We start from the raw sequence: 16,348 nt of genomic DNA, 5'->3' as shown, positions 1-16,348 counted from the left end.
GATATGCATCCTTGCTATGTAAACTAAAACCAAATCCAGTAAACCCGATGGAAAAATTGCTACCTGAGAAGGAAAATGCTTGGCACTTCAGCAAGTATTTGATTTTATCCCTTCTCCTATTCTCATTATTTATAGTCCATGATTCGGTTGGGCAAACCAATGTTCCTGTTCAGGGAACTGTACTCGATTCTTCCGGACAGCCACTCCCTGGAGTGAACGTGGTGATCAAAGGAACCACCACGGGAACCGTCACAGATTTGGACGGGAAGTATTCTTTGGAACTGCCTGAAGATGCTACAATAGTATTCTCATTTGTGGGATATCAAGCACAGGAAGTCCCTATTGGAGGAAGATCCACTATTGATATCACACTGGAAGAAGACTTGGGTGATCTAGAAGAGTTTGTAGTAGTCGGATACGGTATTCAGCGAAAAAGTGATCTGACTGGCGCCATTTCAGGTGTAAAGTCTGAAGATATCAGCAGACTGCCGGTCTCTGACGTGACACAATCCCTGCAGGGACGTGTAAGTGGCGTGCAAATTACCCAAAACTCGGGTGCTCCCGGAGCAGGATCCACTGTCCGTATCCGTGGTGTAGGTACACTGAACAATTCTTCACCGCTATATGTGGTGGATGGAATGCTGCTCGACGAGATCGATTTCCTCAATCCCAATGATGTGGAGTCAATGGAAGTGCTGAAAGATGCTTCCGCTACCGCTATTTATGGTTCCCGGGGAGCAAATGGGGTGATCATAGTAACTACGAAACAAGGTTCCTTTGATGCAGAAACCAAGATTACAGTGGATGCCTATACAGGTGTACAGCAAGTAGCGAACAAAATCAACTTGGTCAACGCGCGTGAATTTGCCCAGCTGGCCAACGAATTGGAGCAGAATGTAGGAAACCAACCTCTCTATAATGTAAATGATTATGGTGAAGGTACAGATTGGCAAGATTACATTTTCAGAAATGCCCCCATCAATAATGTGAATTTGGGTGCAACGGGAGGTTCTGCCAAGACAAATTTCAACCTAAGCGTAAACTACTTCAACCAGCAGGGGGTAGTCAAAGAATCCGAATATGAGCGGCTGACCTTCCGACTGAATAATCAATACAAGTTCAGCGATGCGATCACCTTCGGTCATAATCTTTCATTTATCTACTACAATCAGCAAGATGAGCCGGGTGTAATCGGTAATGCCTATCGGGCATATCCGATTTTTGGCCCAACGCAGACAGATGGCAGCTTTACTGACACAAGCCCCGTGGGGAATCCTGCCGCACAGTTCGAATACAACTCAAACAACCGGACCAATAATTACAGAGGTGTGGGTAACTTCTTTATGGATGTAAAATTCCTAAAGAACTTCACCTTCCGAAGCAATTTAGGTCTGGATCTGGCTTTTCAGGATTCCAAGTCGTTTACACCAGTCTATTTTGTATCACCGACTCAGCAAACCCCAGAGAATTCTGTCAATGTAGAGAACTTAAGAAACAGAAATATTCTGTGGGAAAACACAGTGAATTATTCCAAAGAGTGGGAAGATCACAGGCTGAATTTATTGGGGGGTATCACTACGCAGGATTTCTATACCGAAACCTTGGGCGGAATGAGAAGAAACCTTCCGGGAGAAGACCCATCACTTTGGTATCTGGATGCAGGTGAGCTTACTTCACAAACCAACGAAAATTTTGCCGGAGACTGGGCTATGCTTTCCTACCTCTTCCGGGCAAACTACACCTACAAAAACAAATTCCTATTCACCGGAACATTCAGAAGAGATGGATCAAGTAGGTTTGGTAGAGAAAGGAGATATGGCAATTTCCCTTCTCTTGCGCTCGGGTATAATATTATCGAAGAAGCTTTTCTTCATAATCAATCTTTCCTTTCCAACCTGAAGATACGGGGGAGTTGGGGAAAAATCGGTAACGACAAAATTGATTATTACGAAGGTCGTCCAGTGGTAACGGGTAACGAAAATGCTGTTTTTGGTGAAAATGAAGAGTTGATTTATGGAGCTACATTGACTAGACTAGCCAATCCATTTATTCAATGGGAAGAAACCGTTACTTCCAATATAGGAGTTGAGTTTGGCTTTTTTAACGAGAAACTGACAGGTGAACTCGATTATTACCAGCGAAGGACCAATGATATTTTAGTTGGTGTACCGATTCCATCCTATGTAGGATCTGCCAACAATCCTATTGTCAACGCAGCAAGTGTCAAAAATCACGGTATTGATTTGACTTTGAACTGGAGAGATCATAAAGGTGACTTTTCCTATAACTTCGGAATTGTAGCCTCTAGTGTAAATAATGAGGTATTAGATATCGGAGACGGTAATGAAGCCATTTTCGGAGGAGCAGTGGGTATTAGCGGATATCTAGGATCCAGAACGACAGTAGGACAATCCATCGGACATTACTATGGGTACAAAACCGTGGGTGTCTTCCAAAATGAAGCAGAATTGTCTTCTATTCCTAAGCGGGGCCCGGAAGTAGCCGGTGATTTGATATTCCAAGATACCAATGGAGATGGAATTGTGAACAATAATGACCGCGTGATATTGGGAAGTCCTATTCCTGACTTGATCTTCGGGTTCAACTTTGGGTTTGATTACAAAGGTTTTGATCTACGTGCGGACTTTAACGGAACTTATGGAAATGAGATCTATAATGCCAAAAAACAAACCCGTTTTAACACGTATAACTTCGAAACCAGTTTCTTGGACAGATGGACAGGTGAAAGCACCAGCGCCACTGAGCCAAGAGTGACTAATGGTGGTCATAACTATGAAGTATCTGACAGATTTATAGAAGACGGATCTTTTCTTCGCTTGAGAAATATCCAAGTAGGGTACAGCTTCCCGGAAGTAACGTTAAGCAAAATCAAGGTCCAAAACTTCAGAGTTTACCTTTCCGGAACAAATGTGTTTACCTGGACAAAATACTCCGGATATACGCCTGAAATCGGCGGTGGAACAGTGATCGGAACCGGATATGACAGTGGTCTTTACCCATTGGCAAGAACCTTCAATGTAGGCGTTTCAGCTAGTTTCTAAACCCAATGAAAACCATGAAATCGAGTATGACCCAAGCGGCACACAGTGTGATGATTATTGGCCGTGCGAGATTCCATGTGGCCTTAAAAAACAAATTATAAACACATGAAAAATAAGATAAACTATAAAATAGCAGCAGTCGCACTTGGCATTCTGATGAGTGTAGGTCTGATGTCCTGTGAGGATTACTTGGACAAGGCTCCAAAAGCTGAGCTTACTTCCGAAAACTTCTTCCAAGATGAACTGCAGGCAACACAGGCAGTGAATGCCATTTACGCGCACCTCAGAAGTTTTAACGTACATGTATTTTCCTATATAGGGATTACTGATATTGCATCTGATGATGCCGATAAGGGATCAGTCCCCGGAGATGCAGGATTTCTTCAGGACATCAACGATTTCACCTTTGATGCAAACAACTCAGCTGTAAACGGAATCTGGTCAGGATATTTTCAGGGAATTTTCCGTACTAACCAGGTGATAGTAAATGTGCCTGAAATTGACATGGACGAGGAATTGAAAACCAGACTTATCGGCGAAGCAAGATTCCTGAGAGCGTATTTTTATTTCTTCTTGGTGAGAACTTATGGCGATCTTCCACTGATTGACCGCCCGCTAAATCCTGATGAATACACCCAGTCTAGGGTTTCCAAAGAGCAGATTTATGAGTTTATTGAAGAAGATCTAAGCTTTGCTGCCGCTAATCTTCCGGAGAAATCCGAATATCCGGCTTCAGAACTCGGAAGAGCAACAACCGGTGCTGCCAAGTCATTTTTGGCAAAAGCCCATCTCTTCCAAAATGACTATCAAGAAGCGTTTGATTTGGCGCAAGAAGTGATTTCCAGTGGTGAATATGACCTTTATCCTGATTACGAAGGAATATTCCGAAGAGAAGGGGAGCATTCCTCAGAGAGTATATTTGAAGTATCCACTGTAGCCTTGGAAGCAGGCGGAGGAGGCTCTCAATTCAATGAAGTACAGGGGATACGCGGAGATCCAAACAACGGTTGGGGATTCAATAGCCCCTCAGATGATCTGATGGCAGCATATGAGCAGAATGATCCACGATTAATGGCTACTATCATCAATGACGGAGACACCTTGCCCTCAGGTGAAGTGGTGGCCGGTGATCCCAATATGGGTGAAAATGCACGTTTCAGCAGAAAAGCATGGCTACCGGAGAGACCACCGTCCGGATTTGGAAACAGTGGTGCAAATATCCGCTTGTTCAGATATGCCGACCTGCTGTTGATTGCAGCGGAAGCTGCCAATGAGATTGGAAATCCAAGCCAAGCACTGGAGTATGTGAATTTGGTTCGTGAGCGCGCACGTCAAGGTGATGATAGTGTGTTACCGGACTTGACTATTACGGATCAAGCCAGTTTGAGAGCAGCAATTTGGCATGAGCGAAGAGTTGAACTGGCCATGGAGCAGCACCGGTATTTTGATTTGGTAAGACAAGAACAAGCGCAAGAAGTATTTGCAGCTTTGGGCATTACCTGGACTCCCGGTAAGCATGAAGTTTATCCGATTCCCCAGTCAGAAATAGATATAAGCGGAGGTTCTATCACCCAAAACCCAGGCTATTAAGCCGATCAAATCCTGCCTGCATGTAGCGGGCAGGATTTTCACTTATTTTGAATAGTACGTTCAGATAAGCGATCATTAAGTTAATTACCATTCTTTTTCTAAAGCCATGAAATCGAGCATGTCGAAGACGACACACAGTGGGATGATTATAAACCGTGCGAGATTCCATGTGGCCAATAGAAAACAATTATAAACACATGAAATCCTATCCTTTACTCTCAGCATCAGTTGTCTCCATACTTTCTTTTGCATGCTCCAATGAAGCGGAACAAGAAAATACCATCAAAGCCACTCCCTACGATATTCATGTGGAGCTGGCTTGGAACCAAGCCCCCGAAGCAGAGTCCTATGGGGTGTGGGTAAGTATGGATGACAAGACCTACACCAGACGTGCGATGGTACAGGACACCCTTTATCTGGACTTTGTAAATGATCTGGGTATGGAACTTGACCTGGATTATGAGATCAGAGCCTATTCGGGAGAGGATTCTACCATAGTCGGAAGAGCAGCCACCGAGACTCATAAAATGACGGATGAGGAGCTTTTGGATATGGTCGGGTTTTACACTTTTCGTTATTTCTGGGATGGCGCAGAACCCAATTCGGGAATGGCGCCGGAGCGAATTCATATGGACGGTGAATATCCTCAGAATGATGCCCATATTGTGACTACCGGAGGATCCGGAATGGGTATTTTTGGACTTATTGCCGGGATGGAAAGAAAATGGATCACCAAGGAACAGGGAGTTGAGCGCTTTGAAAAAATCGTCGGTTTTCTGGAAAAAGCCGACCGATTCAAGGGAGTATGGCCACACTGGTTAGATGGTCAAACCGGCAAAGTTCAGCCTTTTGGACAAAAAGACAATGGCGGCGACTTGGTAGAGTCCGCCTTTCTAATGCAGAGTCTGATCGCAGTGCGGGAATACTTCAAGGATGGTGATGACCGCCAAAAGGCAGTTGCCGCCAGAATTGATCAGCTATGGAAAGAAATGGACTGGACTTGGTACACCAGGGGCGGTCAGGATGTACTCTATTGGCACTGGTCTCCCGAGTATGCTTGGGACATGAATTTTCCTCTGGAAGGATACAATGAATGCCTCATTACGTATGTGCTGGCAGCAGCCTCTCCTACCCACACGATAGATCCTGCTGCATACCATAAAGGCTGGGCAAGAGGCGGTGCGATCAAAGCCAAAAATGAAGCCTTCGGCTACGAACTACAACTCAAACACAACGGTGCTGAAAAAATGGGAGGACCGCTTTTCTGGGCACATTACTCATATCTCGGTTTGAATCCGATGGGGCTTAAGGATCAATATGCGGATTATCAAAAGGAAAACACCAATCATACATTGATCAACCGGGCTTGGTGCATAGAGAACTCAGGTGGGTTTGCAGGATATGGAGAGGATTTGTGGGGACTTACTGCCTCTTATTCCATTAATTTCTACAATGCACATTTTCCCGGAAATGACACCGGTGTGATATCACCTACGGCCGCCATTTCTTCCATTCCCTACACTCCTGAGAAATCCATGAAAGTGATCAAAAATCTCTATTACAATTATGGAGAAAAAGTATTGGGAAGATATGGATTCTACGATGCGATAAGTCCTGAGCATGACTTCTACCCTAATCGCTACCTTGCAATAGACCAAGGACCAATGGTCACCATGATAGAAAATCACAGGACTGGACTTGGATGGAAACTATTTATGGGAGCACCGGAAATTCAGCGAGGATTAAAAAAGCTTGGGTTTGAAAGTCCGGAATTGAAAGAAAAATAGTCAGTTGTTTACCCCGAAATATGCTCAATCCGTTGAGTTCCCTCAACAAATTGAGCCAGAATCTTCCCACTGCAATGCGCTGAAGATCCACCGGTAGGAATATCTGGCACAAATTGTTTCCCTATGGGGATTTCTTTTAGAAGTTTAAAAAAACCTTTTTAACCCGAAATATGCATTAGCATTTCTACGCCACGGCGGGCAAGTTATTGCGACCAATAATTGCTTCAAAATCAGCCACTGCGTTGCAATTTTCGACTTCACCATATCCGCCGCAGCGGACTCAGTCTCCAAACAGCCAGATTTTATTGCAATTAATGGTCTCTTAACAAAACCTAAGGCAAAATCCTGATTTAATTTATTAGACGGTCTCATTTCTATCGGCCATGAGTTGCTAAACAAAATAAAGACGTTTTAAGCTATAACCTTATTATTCCCGCCATGGCAGGCAAGCTCTTCGGGATTTAAAAGCCTGAATTTCTGAGATAGCTATAGAAAATGATGGATTTTGGTTTCAGGTAAACCCCAAAGAAGCTGTCCAGAGAATCGGCGGAAAAATAAATTTTAAACGCAATTTCCCTGAAATAAATGTCAATCAGAATTAAGTTTTATTGCTTTCAAACGCTTCCTGTATACATCTGAGCATCCGGAATTTTAATAATTGAGGGTTCCAGACTAAAATCATTCAATAAAAACTCTCCATTAGCAAAATGAAGTCATCTCAAAACAGATTGAAATCAATTCATGAAAGAAAACAGGACATAAAAATCAGCTAGGAATGAATTTGGCTTAACAACCCTACTAATTGTAAATGAGCAATGGATAAATTTATGTTTTCTCTGATGATAATAGGTATGTCAACTTTTGCTATGCCTTGGATTTTGCTTTTATCGAGAAAACTGGGGATTTCCTATGCTATTTTTTATCTGATTGGAGGGTTTCTGCTTTACACTTTTTTTTCTGAACATTTACCAAGCCCGCTTCCTAAAAACAATGACTCATCCATCCTGCATCTCACTGAACTAATTGTAATTATTTCATTAATGGGAGCAGGAATCAAAATCGATATACCTTTCTCTATCCGAAAATGGACTTCTTCCTTGAGATTGGTTTTCATTGCCATGCTACTATGTATTGTAGCCGCCGCAGCTCTTGGATATTACATGCTGGATTTAAATTTGGCAGCAGCAATTTTACTTGGTGCCGTTTTGGCTCCCACTGATCCTGTTTTGGCTTCAGATGTGCAGGTAGGACCTCCAAATGAACAGGATAAGCCTTTTTCTAAATTCATCCTGACAACAGAAGCAGGCATTAATGATGGGATGGCTTTTCCATTTACCTGGCTTGCTGTTACGGTTGCAAGTATAAGCATGGGAGAGAAAACGTCAATCTTATACTGGTTTTCCTACCATTTGCTGTACCAGATCATTGCAGGAATTGTGCTTGGATACATTTTGGGCAAAGCAACAGGATACTTTGTTTTTGATTTTTCCAAAAAATATAAAATGCTGGAAAGATTAGACGGTTTTTTGGCTATTTCTTTGACTTTGGCAGCTTACGGCATTACCGAATTACTTCACGGATATGGTTTTATTGCGGTCTTTGTAAGTGCAATTACCCTCAGACATTATGAAAAGGAACATAAGTACCACAAGTCAATGCATTCTTTTACAGAGCAGGTAGAAAAAATGTTTGTCGCTGTACTTTTGCTATTGCTTGGAGGATCTATCGTGCAGGGGATCCTTAGCTCTCTGAACTGGAAAATGGTGTTGTTTTCTCTGATGTTTTTGCTCCTTGTACGCCCGCTTTTAGCCTATATCAGCTTATTGGGAGTCAATCTTCATCATAAAGAAAAATTATTAATCAGCTTTTTTGGTATTCGTGGAATGGGATCACTGTTTTATCTTTCTTTCGCTCTCAATGAAATAGCCTTTGAATCTGAAGACACACTATGGTCAATCGTAACATTCTCCATAGCATTATCAATCCTGATTCATGGCTTCACCGCCTCGCCCGCACTAAGATATCTCAGCAAAAGCAAGGCGACCGGAAGTAGTATTTAAAGAATTTTTACGCTACACAGTTATTTACTCGTTAAGTAGTATTCTTACGTGTGTACGTACGCTTATCTGCACTTATGCGCATTAAATTAATGCAGGAAGTTCAAATTTGGCAACTCCCCCCTCCCCAGCGGAAGACCAGAGCCTGTCCTGAAGTATTTTGGGAGGGATTTTTTTCAGTAAAGACCCGGACATAATTCCAGTGCGTGCATTTATCCGGATACACACATATTCCTATAAACCATTGATAATCAGTTTTATTATCAATGGATTTTTCCTACTTTAGAAAAAGAGAACCAACTACCACTGACTATGAAGACTCTGACCCATCCCAACTATTATTTTATCAGTGAACACGAACTTAACCTTCACTTAAAGAAATCCAATCCTGTGTACAAAATAAACCTGTACAGAGAAAAGCTTGAGGAAAAGCCATTAAGTACAGTATACATCAAGTTCTTGGAACGTTCTAAATTGGAATTTCATCATATCGAAAAGGTTATCAGGTCTATCGTTAGAAATCACGCAAGCTATGCTTTAGCCTTTCAATTTGAGTGCTTAAATTTTAAAGGCAAAGATATAGTTAACTAGGTGATTATCAGGAAGGAGCCTTTTTCCCCTCAGCATATGGGTAACCTTTAGAATAATTAAAGGAACCTGAATATTCTGCAAAGCATCTTCAGTACACATCGTACCTATCTTCGCCTACTGCTGTTTAAACCAGGATGATTATCAACCGTTTGGGACAAGCTATCCCTGCCTCTTCGGTATAGAACAAGCTGTGATCTCTGAAAGCATAATCCAAACACATTTTATCTAACTCTTGGCATATCCGGATAAAAAAGCTGCCCCCCCCTGATGAGACAGCCTTCCCGGATTTTAGGATAAAGATAAACCAGTAGTATGAACTGGCATTTCCGCACCACGGCACAAAAATAATTACTTCCTAAAGTCACTTTAAAATCAGAAACTTCGTTCCAGTTTTCGTTTGAACCATATCAGCCGCGGACTCATTCTCCAAACAGGCTGATTTGCAATTTTAGTACTCTCCGAAAAAGGAAAGGGGCATGCTACTGCGAACACTAATTCCAACTCAGGGTTAAAATCAGATTTTTGCCGGATATTTTGCCCTAATCTCAACTTTCTCCTATTTCGAATGATACATCATAAGAGCCGTCATGATTTTCTCAAACACTTCCGTGTTTTCATAAACACCCGAGAAGGATTTGGAATGGGGACCAAAAGCGAAGACAGGAACCATAATTCCGGTGTGGTCCTCCGTAGAAAATTCCAGCTCAACCTCCCCATTGGCAAGACTGCCCTGTGGTATGGTCACACCGCCCGTCTCATGATCGGCTGTGATGACTACAAGCGTATTGGGATTTTCGGAGGCAAATTTCAATGCTGCAGCCACTGCCTGATCGAAGTCAATGACTTCCTCCACCACAGTTCTGGCATCATTGATATGCCCTCCTACATCGATATGGCCATTTTCCACCATTAGGAAAAACGGAGTCCCCTTGTTTTCCAAATAGCTGATTGCAGCCTCAGTACTGTGTTTTAAAAATCCCGTTCTCCCTTTTTCAATACTTGGCAGACCGTGGTTTGAAGCAAAATATCCAACTTTCCCCTCTGTAGAGCCCGCCACTTGATCCAGACTTCCCATCAGGCTAAATCCATTGGCCATAAGACTATCCAAGGCATGATTTTGATATCTGAGGAAATCATTTTTTCCTGCTCCTATAAATAGATTCAAGCTACTTCCATATAAATCCTGAGTAATCTGCCCAATCATATCCCTATCTTTCTGATGTGCATAAAAAGTGGCAGGAGTAGCACCGGTGATATGATCAGTACTGATAATACCGGTTCCAAAGCCCATTTCTGACAAGATATGCACCAGGCTTTCTACTTTGTTCTCCAAGCTATCCAAACCTACGCCCCTGTTGTTTGCCTTGTTGCCTGTGGCCAATGCCGTTCCTCCGGCAGCCGAATCCGTTGTAAAATCATCAGCAGACTGAGTTTTTGCCAACCCCACATTCTTGAGGCTGGTCATGTTCAGTGCATTTCCATTGGCATACATGCCTGCGGAAATATGGGCCAAGCCGTTCCCGTCACCTATCATTAGGATAACATTGTCTACCTGCCTCAGCACTTCATCGTTTTCGAAGTTCAATTCCAAAATCTCGCTTCTGATGGAGCTTCCAACATATCGTTGATCCAAGCTTGTCAGGTAACTGTTTATTTCAAAAGGTTTATCTGAATTGATGAAATCCACTCCTATATCATAGAGTGCTTTCCAAGATGATTTAGAATCCGGATTAGCCCAAAAGCGAATCGGCTTTCCTGCCTGATGTACCTTCTCGACGGCTTGCTTGACAGCATTAAGTTCTTCTTCCACCATTCTTCCTTTGCCTCCCCATTGGGAATAGCGGTCAAAGGGCAGACTGACCATAGCGACTTTGTCCAACGGAATTGTCTCCAGATCAGTTAACTCCTGATGGTCAAAAAAGATGTATTCAGGAAAATCACCATACTCCTGCGGAAGTGGCCTGTTGCCCGAAACAACAAGTTTCAACCCATTTTCATGCTGTGCGCTATACATTATATCTTGGTAAGGCATCACACTTTTCATTAACTGCTTCAGTGTCTCATATGGCTCAGATTTGATATCTACAGTTAGGAAAAATGACAAAGGCTTCGCAATCAAGCCTGTTTGCAAACCTTGCCGGATCGGTTGGAGATAAAGATTTTCAATGGTTCTGGCTTGATGAATACTTTCCTGTTCATGTGCCACAAAAAGTTTCTCTGAAACCAGCAGTACATCTACTTCTATGGAGGCACAGCCATTGGCATAAGCTTCCCAAAAGGGCACCTTTCTGAGATAGTCATTGTGGCTGTGGATTTTTGACTGCTGGCCAAAGGCAAAAACTGAAACTAAACAGGATAAACTGAGCAGAAGCAAAGGCTTCCATGAAAAGGCATTCGAATACATAGATAAGTAGCTAAAGATTGACCGGGGATAGTTCCCCGGTCATTTTATTTAGTGGTTCTTAAGATGGAAGTTTCTTACCACCCTTCATTTTGTGAAATCCCGGAAATAGCAATTGTATTCGGAGGAATCGGCCAAACGTGATGAATAGCGGGATTGAAATTTCTGGCAGGCCAGGTTTCATATACTTCAAATCCTGAATCCGGATTGGTTTTCTCCGCATGATTTCTTCCCGTTGCCGGCTTGGCATAAGCCGCCTGTGCGTCGCCCCATCTCACCAAATCCAGATGCCTGTCAGCATATTCAGCAGCAAGTTCTACCCTTCTTTCCTGCTTAAGATCTGCAAGGGTAGCTCCTGATATAGGGGTCAATCCTGCCCTTTGGCGTACCAGGTTTAGAGGTGCATCACCATTCTGTCCCATCATGATTAGTGCTTCAGATTTCATCAAAAGAACTTCAGCAAACCTGATCAGAGGGATATTCAGATTAGTGGTGGGATAGTTTCCATTGGGATTTAGATGTACTGACTCAGGAGTTCTATAGGGTTGCATGTATTTATTTACCTGAATACCCGTCCATGAGTTACCTGAATAATACCTTCTGGCATTGCCCAAAAACTCAAATGTATCTCCAAACTCCAAAAGAGTCGCTTTCTTTCGTTGATCCCCATCTTCAAACGCATTATACAACTCTAAGGTAGGAGAAAATGTACCCCAACCATTATACAGTCCCCATCCTGTGTTTTCAAGCATTACTCCTGGAAGAATCTGTCCCCGCTCATTGCTTGAGACTGTTGAAAATATATACTCTGAAGAAAAATTATTCTCTACATAGAAAACCGAGGCAAAATCCTCAGCAGGGTTACCTGTATTAATCAGGGATCTTCCCGAAGGAGAATTTATAACCAAATCTGAATAGGTCACCACATCTGCCCATTTGCTTTCGTCATATTGAGCCCATAGCAAATAGGTTTTGGCCAGATAAGCATGGGCGGCATCCTTGTGCGCCCTGCCAAGATCAGAAGAAGCATATTCTGTGAGATATGGCAATAACTCCGCTGCCTGTTTCAAATCCTGCTCCATTAAGGTATAATTTTCGATTACATGAGACGGCCTTGTAAAGTTGGTTTCATCCATGTTCTCAACCGTCACGATGGGAATTCCTGCTCTATGGTCACCGAATCTTGGCGCCAACCAAAAATAAGCATGTGCCCTGGCAAAGTATGCTTCTCCCAGCACTCTGTTTTTCACTGAGGCATCGATGTTCATCTCGGGAACATACCGGAGAATTGTATTGGCACGCTGGATGACTGTGTACATTTTAGGATAAATGTTGGCTATCCTTCCCTCTTGCCCCGTTGCCTGAAAATTCCTGATGGCCGCAGCAGCTGCATCATTTCTTCCCTGATGAAAATCATCACATGCTGCGATCAGGTACATAATTCCCCTTCCAAACAAGTCATCATCATCCCAGTGTTGGTAGAGTCCGTTTGAAGCGGTAATGGCATCTTCTTCAGTTTGCCAGAAATTGCCCGTGGTTACATTTCCCAAAGGTGTAAGGTCAGTGAAATCATCACTGCATGACCCCATCACCAGAAGGGCCATTATTAATGTATATATTCTTAATTTCATGATAGTGCTGATAATGGATTAGAAATTCATATTAAATCCGATGGTAAAGGTTCTTGGAGAGGGGAATACGCCATTGTCAATGACCTTACCTGATCCCACTTCAGGGTCTAGACCTGAGTATTTGGTGAACGTCACCAGATTTTCAGCAGATCCGTATAGCCTCACTTGAGAGCCCGTTTTCCATTGATCCAATGCAAAAGTGTACCCTAACGAAATGTTCTTGATTCTGAAATAATCACCGCTTTCGAGGTACCAGTCTGAGGCTGTGCCAAAATTGCCGTTTGGATCCTGTGTAGACAATACCGGGATCGAGGCATTTGGATTTTGGGGAGTCCAAGCATCCAACACTCTTCTGTCCAGGTTGTATCCCTGAAGTCCTGCATTGTAAGCGGTATGTTTGTAGCCGTTAAACAGCTCCACTCCACTTACTCCCTGTCCGAAGAGCATCAGATCGAATTTCTTGTATTCCAAAGAAATATTGATTCCATAAGTGAAATCAGGCATGGCATTGCCCATAAATACCCTATCCGAATCGCTGATTCTGCCATCCCCGTTTACATCTTGGAATATCAGATCACCCGGTCTAGCATTTGGCTGTATTTTCTCCCCATCACTGCTGAGGTAAGAATCGATCTGCTCCTGATTTTGGAAGATGCCAGTGTTGGGGATCAAATGGTAAGAATACAGTGGCTGGCCCGACTCACTTCTGAATGGATACACAGATGTCCTGATGTTGTCTTCATGTTGAATAAAATCATTGGTAAACTCATCCAAATCAACCAATTCATTCTTAATTGTTGAGAAGTTTCCACCAACTTGGTAGGACAATTCACCTGCATTTCCCGAATAATTAAGAGACATTTCCAATCCCTTATTCGAAACTGTCCCCACATTAGAGAGCGCACCTGTCGGTACTCCAGAATGGGGATCAGGTGAATTTCTCAAAATCAACCCGCGGGTGTATTTTTCATAGTATTCAGCAGTAAACTGCAACTTGTTGTTCAACAAGGCTGCATCAAGACCGAAATTCAAGGTTTCTGACCTTTCCCATTTAAGATTGGCGTTAGTCATCTCATTCAGAGAAACATGTCTGTTTCTAACTCCAGGTTCGCCCAGGATAACATCATTACCCGCTGACAAGGGCACATTAAAGGCATAATATCCCACTGAGGAAATATTGCCTATCTGACCCCAGGAAGCCCGTAGCTTCAACAGATCTATCAAGTTGCTTTGAAAGAAGGATTCAGAAGAAATCTTCCAAGCCCCTGATACTGCCGGAAAAAAATCAGTCCTTTTGGAGGGAGCCAACCGAGATGTCTGATCACGTCTGATACTTCCCATGATAAAATACCTATCATCAAAGTCGTAGGTTGCTCTTCCTATAGCAGAAGTCAAGGCATCCTCAAAAGCAGTATAATTTGGCACGTTGAGAATTGTATTGGCATTTCCGGGATACTGGAACCAATCGTCTTCCCTGTCAAAATCCTGAACGGTAAAGCTATGAGACTCTTCCTTTCTGAACTGAGCCGTATAAACAGCAGTAAGACCGACATTATGTTTACCAAAGCTTTTATTATAGTTAAGTTGCTGATCCCAAATCCATCGGGTAGAGCTTCCTGCACTCTGATCCAGATAGTTCATGTTGCTTGGACGACCGATTTCAGGAGCCCGTGGCGAGAACGTACGGTCACTCCAATCCCACAAGTCAAGGGAAAAACTTGATTTGAACGTCAGGTCTTCCAAAATATCATACTCGGCATAGGTGATGGCATTCACATTCAATTTAGGAGCCTTTCTGGTTGGGCGAAGCAACAGGGAAACAGGGTTGTAAGTATCTCCATAGGCTCCGGCAAACTGTGAAAGCTCAAAAGGCACTGTCCCGTGAAACTGCCCCTGTTCATCATATACAGGTGCGGCAGGATTCATATAGATCGCATTGATAATGGCCCCGCTGTAGCTACTGCTGGTATTCGCCCCATAGGCAGCCGAGTGGTTCAAGTACACATTTTGTCCTACTCTGAACTTGTTGGTGATTTCGTAGTCTCCTTTCAGTCGAAGAGAAAACAACTCGTAATCCGTATTCAACAATAATCCTTCTTTTTTGTGGTATCCGAAAGACGTACTGTATCTAGCTCTATCGCTTCCCCCACTTACTTGAACGTTGGCGTTTGTAATAGCCCCTGTCCTAAAAATTTCATCCATCCAATTGGTTCTGGTCACCTGACCCCACGGGTTGACATTGGGATCATGGGCAGGATTCGGAGTAGCTCCGGCATGTATGGCAGCCTGTGTATAAACTTGGGCATATTCAGCAGCATTTAATGCTTCCGGAGTCTTGTAGGCTGACTGCCATCCTTGATAGAAATCCAAAGAAACTTTTGGCGCTCCGGACTTGCCACTCTTAGTAGTAATTACAATGACACCGGAAGCTGCTTGGGCTCCATAGATAGCTGCCGCTGCAGCGTCCTTCAGCACCACCATGCTTTCGATGTCGTTGGGATTTATTCTGGAACCGTAATAAGGCATTCCATCCACTACATATAGTGGCTCTTCATTGTTGAATGTCCCTCTGCCGCGGATTATCACACTGGGAGTGGACCCCGGGTCTCCAGAATTGGATACTACACTCACACCTGCCACCTGTCCCTGAAGCATGTCCTGAGGACTGGAAATAGGCCTGTCCACAGTTCTGGAGACATTTTCCAGCGAAGCTACAGAAGTAGTCAAATTACTTCGTTTAGCAGTACCATAACCAATAACCACTACCTCATCCAGAGAGTTAGTCTCTTCTGCCATCTCTACTCTCAAAACGACAGAGGCCTGATAAGGCACTGTTATAGTTTCCATTCCTATAAAAGATATGGTAACTACTCCGCTTTCCTGAGCAAGATTGAGCGAGAATTCACCATTGGTATCCGTGACAGTGCCTTTGTAGGTATCGCCATTGGCAATCACCGTAGCTCCGGGAAAAGGGACCTTGTCCGCCTTCCCGACTACCACCCCCTTCAAAACATGTTGCGCATAAAGCCCGCCTCCTGACAGAATGTACAAAAGGAATAAGCAGTAAAGTTTTGATTTCATAGAATGATTAAAATTTTTGGTTCAAACAAATTTGAAGAACCCTAGGGGAGTTTTGGAGTGGTTTTGTTTCAATAAAGAGGTGAAATGTTACAGAAACTAGTACTGGTAAGACCTTATTTATCTACTTTTATTTCAACAACAATGCCTT

8 protein-coding genes are annotated in these 16,348 nt (G+C 43.2%); 5 read left to right on the top strand and 3 right to left on the bottom strand.

The window, feature by feature from the left end:
- Positions 1-47 precede the first annotated feature (47 nt).
- The 5 genes from ID165_RS00535 to ID165_RS00515 all read left to right on the top strand — a co-directional run bounded on the left by ID165_RS00535 (position 48) and on the right by ID165_RS00515 (position 9,087).
- Positions 48-3,062 (top strand): TonB-dependent receptor, encoded by a 3,015-nt coding sequence (locus ID165_RS00535; RefSeq protein WP_192348469.1) that lies wholly within the window; start codon positions 48-50, stop codon positions 3,060-3,062.
- A 105-nt stretch (positions 3,063-3,167) separates the two neighbouring features.
- On the top strand, positions 3,168-4,652 hold the full coding sequence (locus tag ID165_RS00530) for a RagB/SusD family nutrient uptake outer membrane protein (RefSeq protein ID WP_192348468.1): 1,485 nt from the start codon (positions 3,168-3,170) through the stop codon (positions 4,650-4,652).
- Between the two features lie 167 nt (positions 4,653-4,819).
- The gene (locus ID165_RS00525) at positions 4,820-6,439 is read left to right on the top strand and encodes a glucoamylase family protein (RefSeq protein ID WP_225586918.1); all 1,620 of its coding nucleotides are present in this window, start codon (positions 4,820-4,822) and stop codon (positions 6,437-6,439) included.
- 815 nt (positions 6,440-7,254) lie between these two features.
- The gene (locus ID165_RS00520) at positions 7,255-8,499 is read left to right on the top strand and encodes a sodium:proton antiporter (protein ID WP_192348467.1); all 1,245 of its coding nucleotides are present in this window, start codon (positions 7,255-7,257) and stop codon (positions 8,497-8,499) included.
- Between the two features lie 309 nt (positions 8,500-8,808).
- Positions 8,809-9,087 carry a hypothetical protein gene (locus ID165_RS00515; RefSeq protein WP_192348466.1) on the top strand — a complete coding sequence of 93 codons (279 nt, stop codon included), beginning with the start codon at positions 8,809-8,811 and terminating at the stop codon, positions 9,085-9,087.
- A 556-nt stretch (positions 9,088-9,643) separates the two neighbouring features.
- Here ID165_RS00515 and ID165_RS00510 read toward each other — a convergent pair.
- From ID165_RS00510 to ID165_RS00500, 3 genes are all read right to left on the bottom strand, one after another.
- Positions 9,644-11,491: an alkaline phosphatase gene (locus ID165_RS00510; protein WP_192348465.1), complete on the bottom strand. Its 1,848-nt coding sequence runs from the start codon at positions 11,489-11,491 to the stop codon at positions 9,644-9,646.
- 74 nt (positions 11,492-11,565) lie between these two features.
- Complete coding sequence (locus ID165_RS00505) at positions 11,566-13,119, bottom strand: RagB/SusD family nutrient uptake outer membrane protein (protein ID WP_192348464.1); 1,554 nt, start codon at positions 13,117-13,119, stop codon at positions 11,566-11,568.
- Between the two features lie 18 nt (positions 13,120-13,137).
- A complete protein-coding gene (locus tag ID165_RS00500) occupies positions 13,138-16,200 on the bottom strand; it encodes a TonB-dependent receptor (RefSeq protein ID WP_192348463.1) in 3,063 nt (1,020 codons plus the stop codon).
- Positions 16,201-16,348 lie beyond the last annotated feature (148 nt).

The sequence above is a fragment of the Algoriphagus sp. Y33 genome, from assembly GCF_014838715.1.
GTDB lineage: Bacteria > Bacteroidota > Bacteroidia > Cytophagales > Cyclobacteriaceae > Algoriphagus.
The sequence above is the reverse complement of the archived record's forward strand: the minus strand, read 5'-3'. Positions and strand labels throughout refer to the sequence as shown.

Coding starts and splice junctions, on each gene's coding strand:
- ID165_RS00535 (WP_192348469.1), top strand. CDS start 48: ATGGAAAAATTGCTACCTGAGAAGGAAAATGCTTGGCACTTCAGCAAG.
- ID165_RS00530 (WP_192348468.1), top strand. CDS start 3,168: ATGAAAAATAAGATAAACTATAAAATAGCAGCAGTCGCACTTGGCATT.
- ID165_RS00525 (WP_225586918.1), top strand. CDS start 4,820: ATGTGGCCAATAGAAAACAATTATAAACACATGAAATCCTATCCTTTA.
- ID165_RS00520 (WP_192348467.1), top strand. CDS start 7,255: ATGGATAAATTTATGTTTTCTCTGATGATAATAGGTATGTCAACTTTT.
- ID165_RS00515 (WP_192348466.1), top strand. CDS start 8,809: ATGAAGACTCTGACCCATCCCAACTATTATTTTATCAGTGAACACGAA.
- ID165_RS00510 (WP_192348465.1), bottom strand. CDS start 11,491: ATGTATTCGAATGCCTTTTCATGGAAGCCTTTGCTTCTGCTCAGTTTA.
- ID165_RS00505 (WP_192348464.1), bottom strand. CDS start 13,119: ATGAAATTAAGAATATATACATTAATAATGGCCCTTCTGGTGATGGGG.
- ID165_RS00500 (WP_192348463.1), bottom strand. CDS start 16,200: ATGAAATCAAAACTTTACTGCTTATTCCTTTTGTACATTCTGTCAGGA.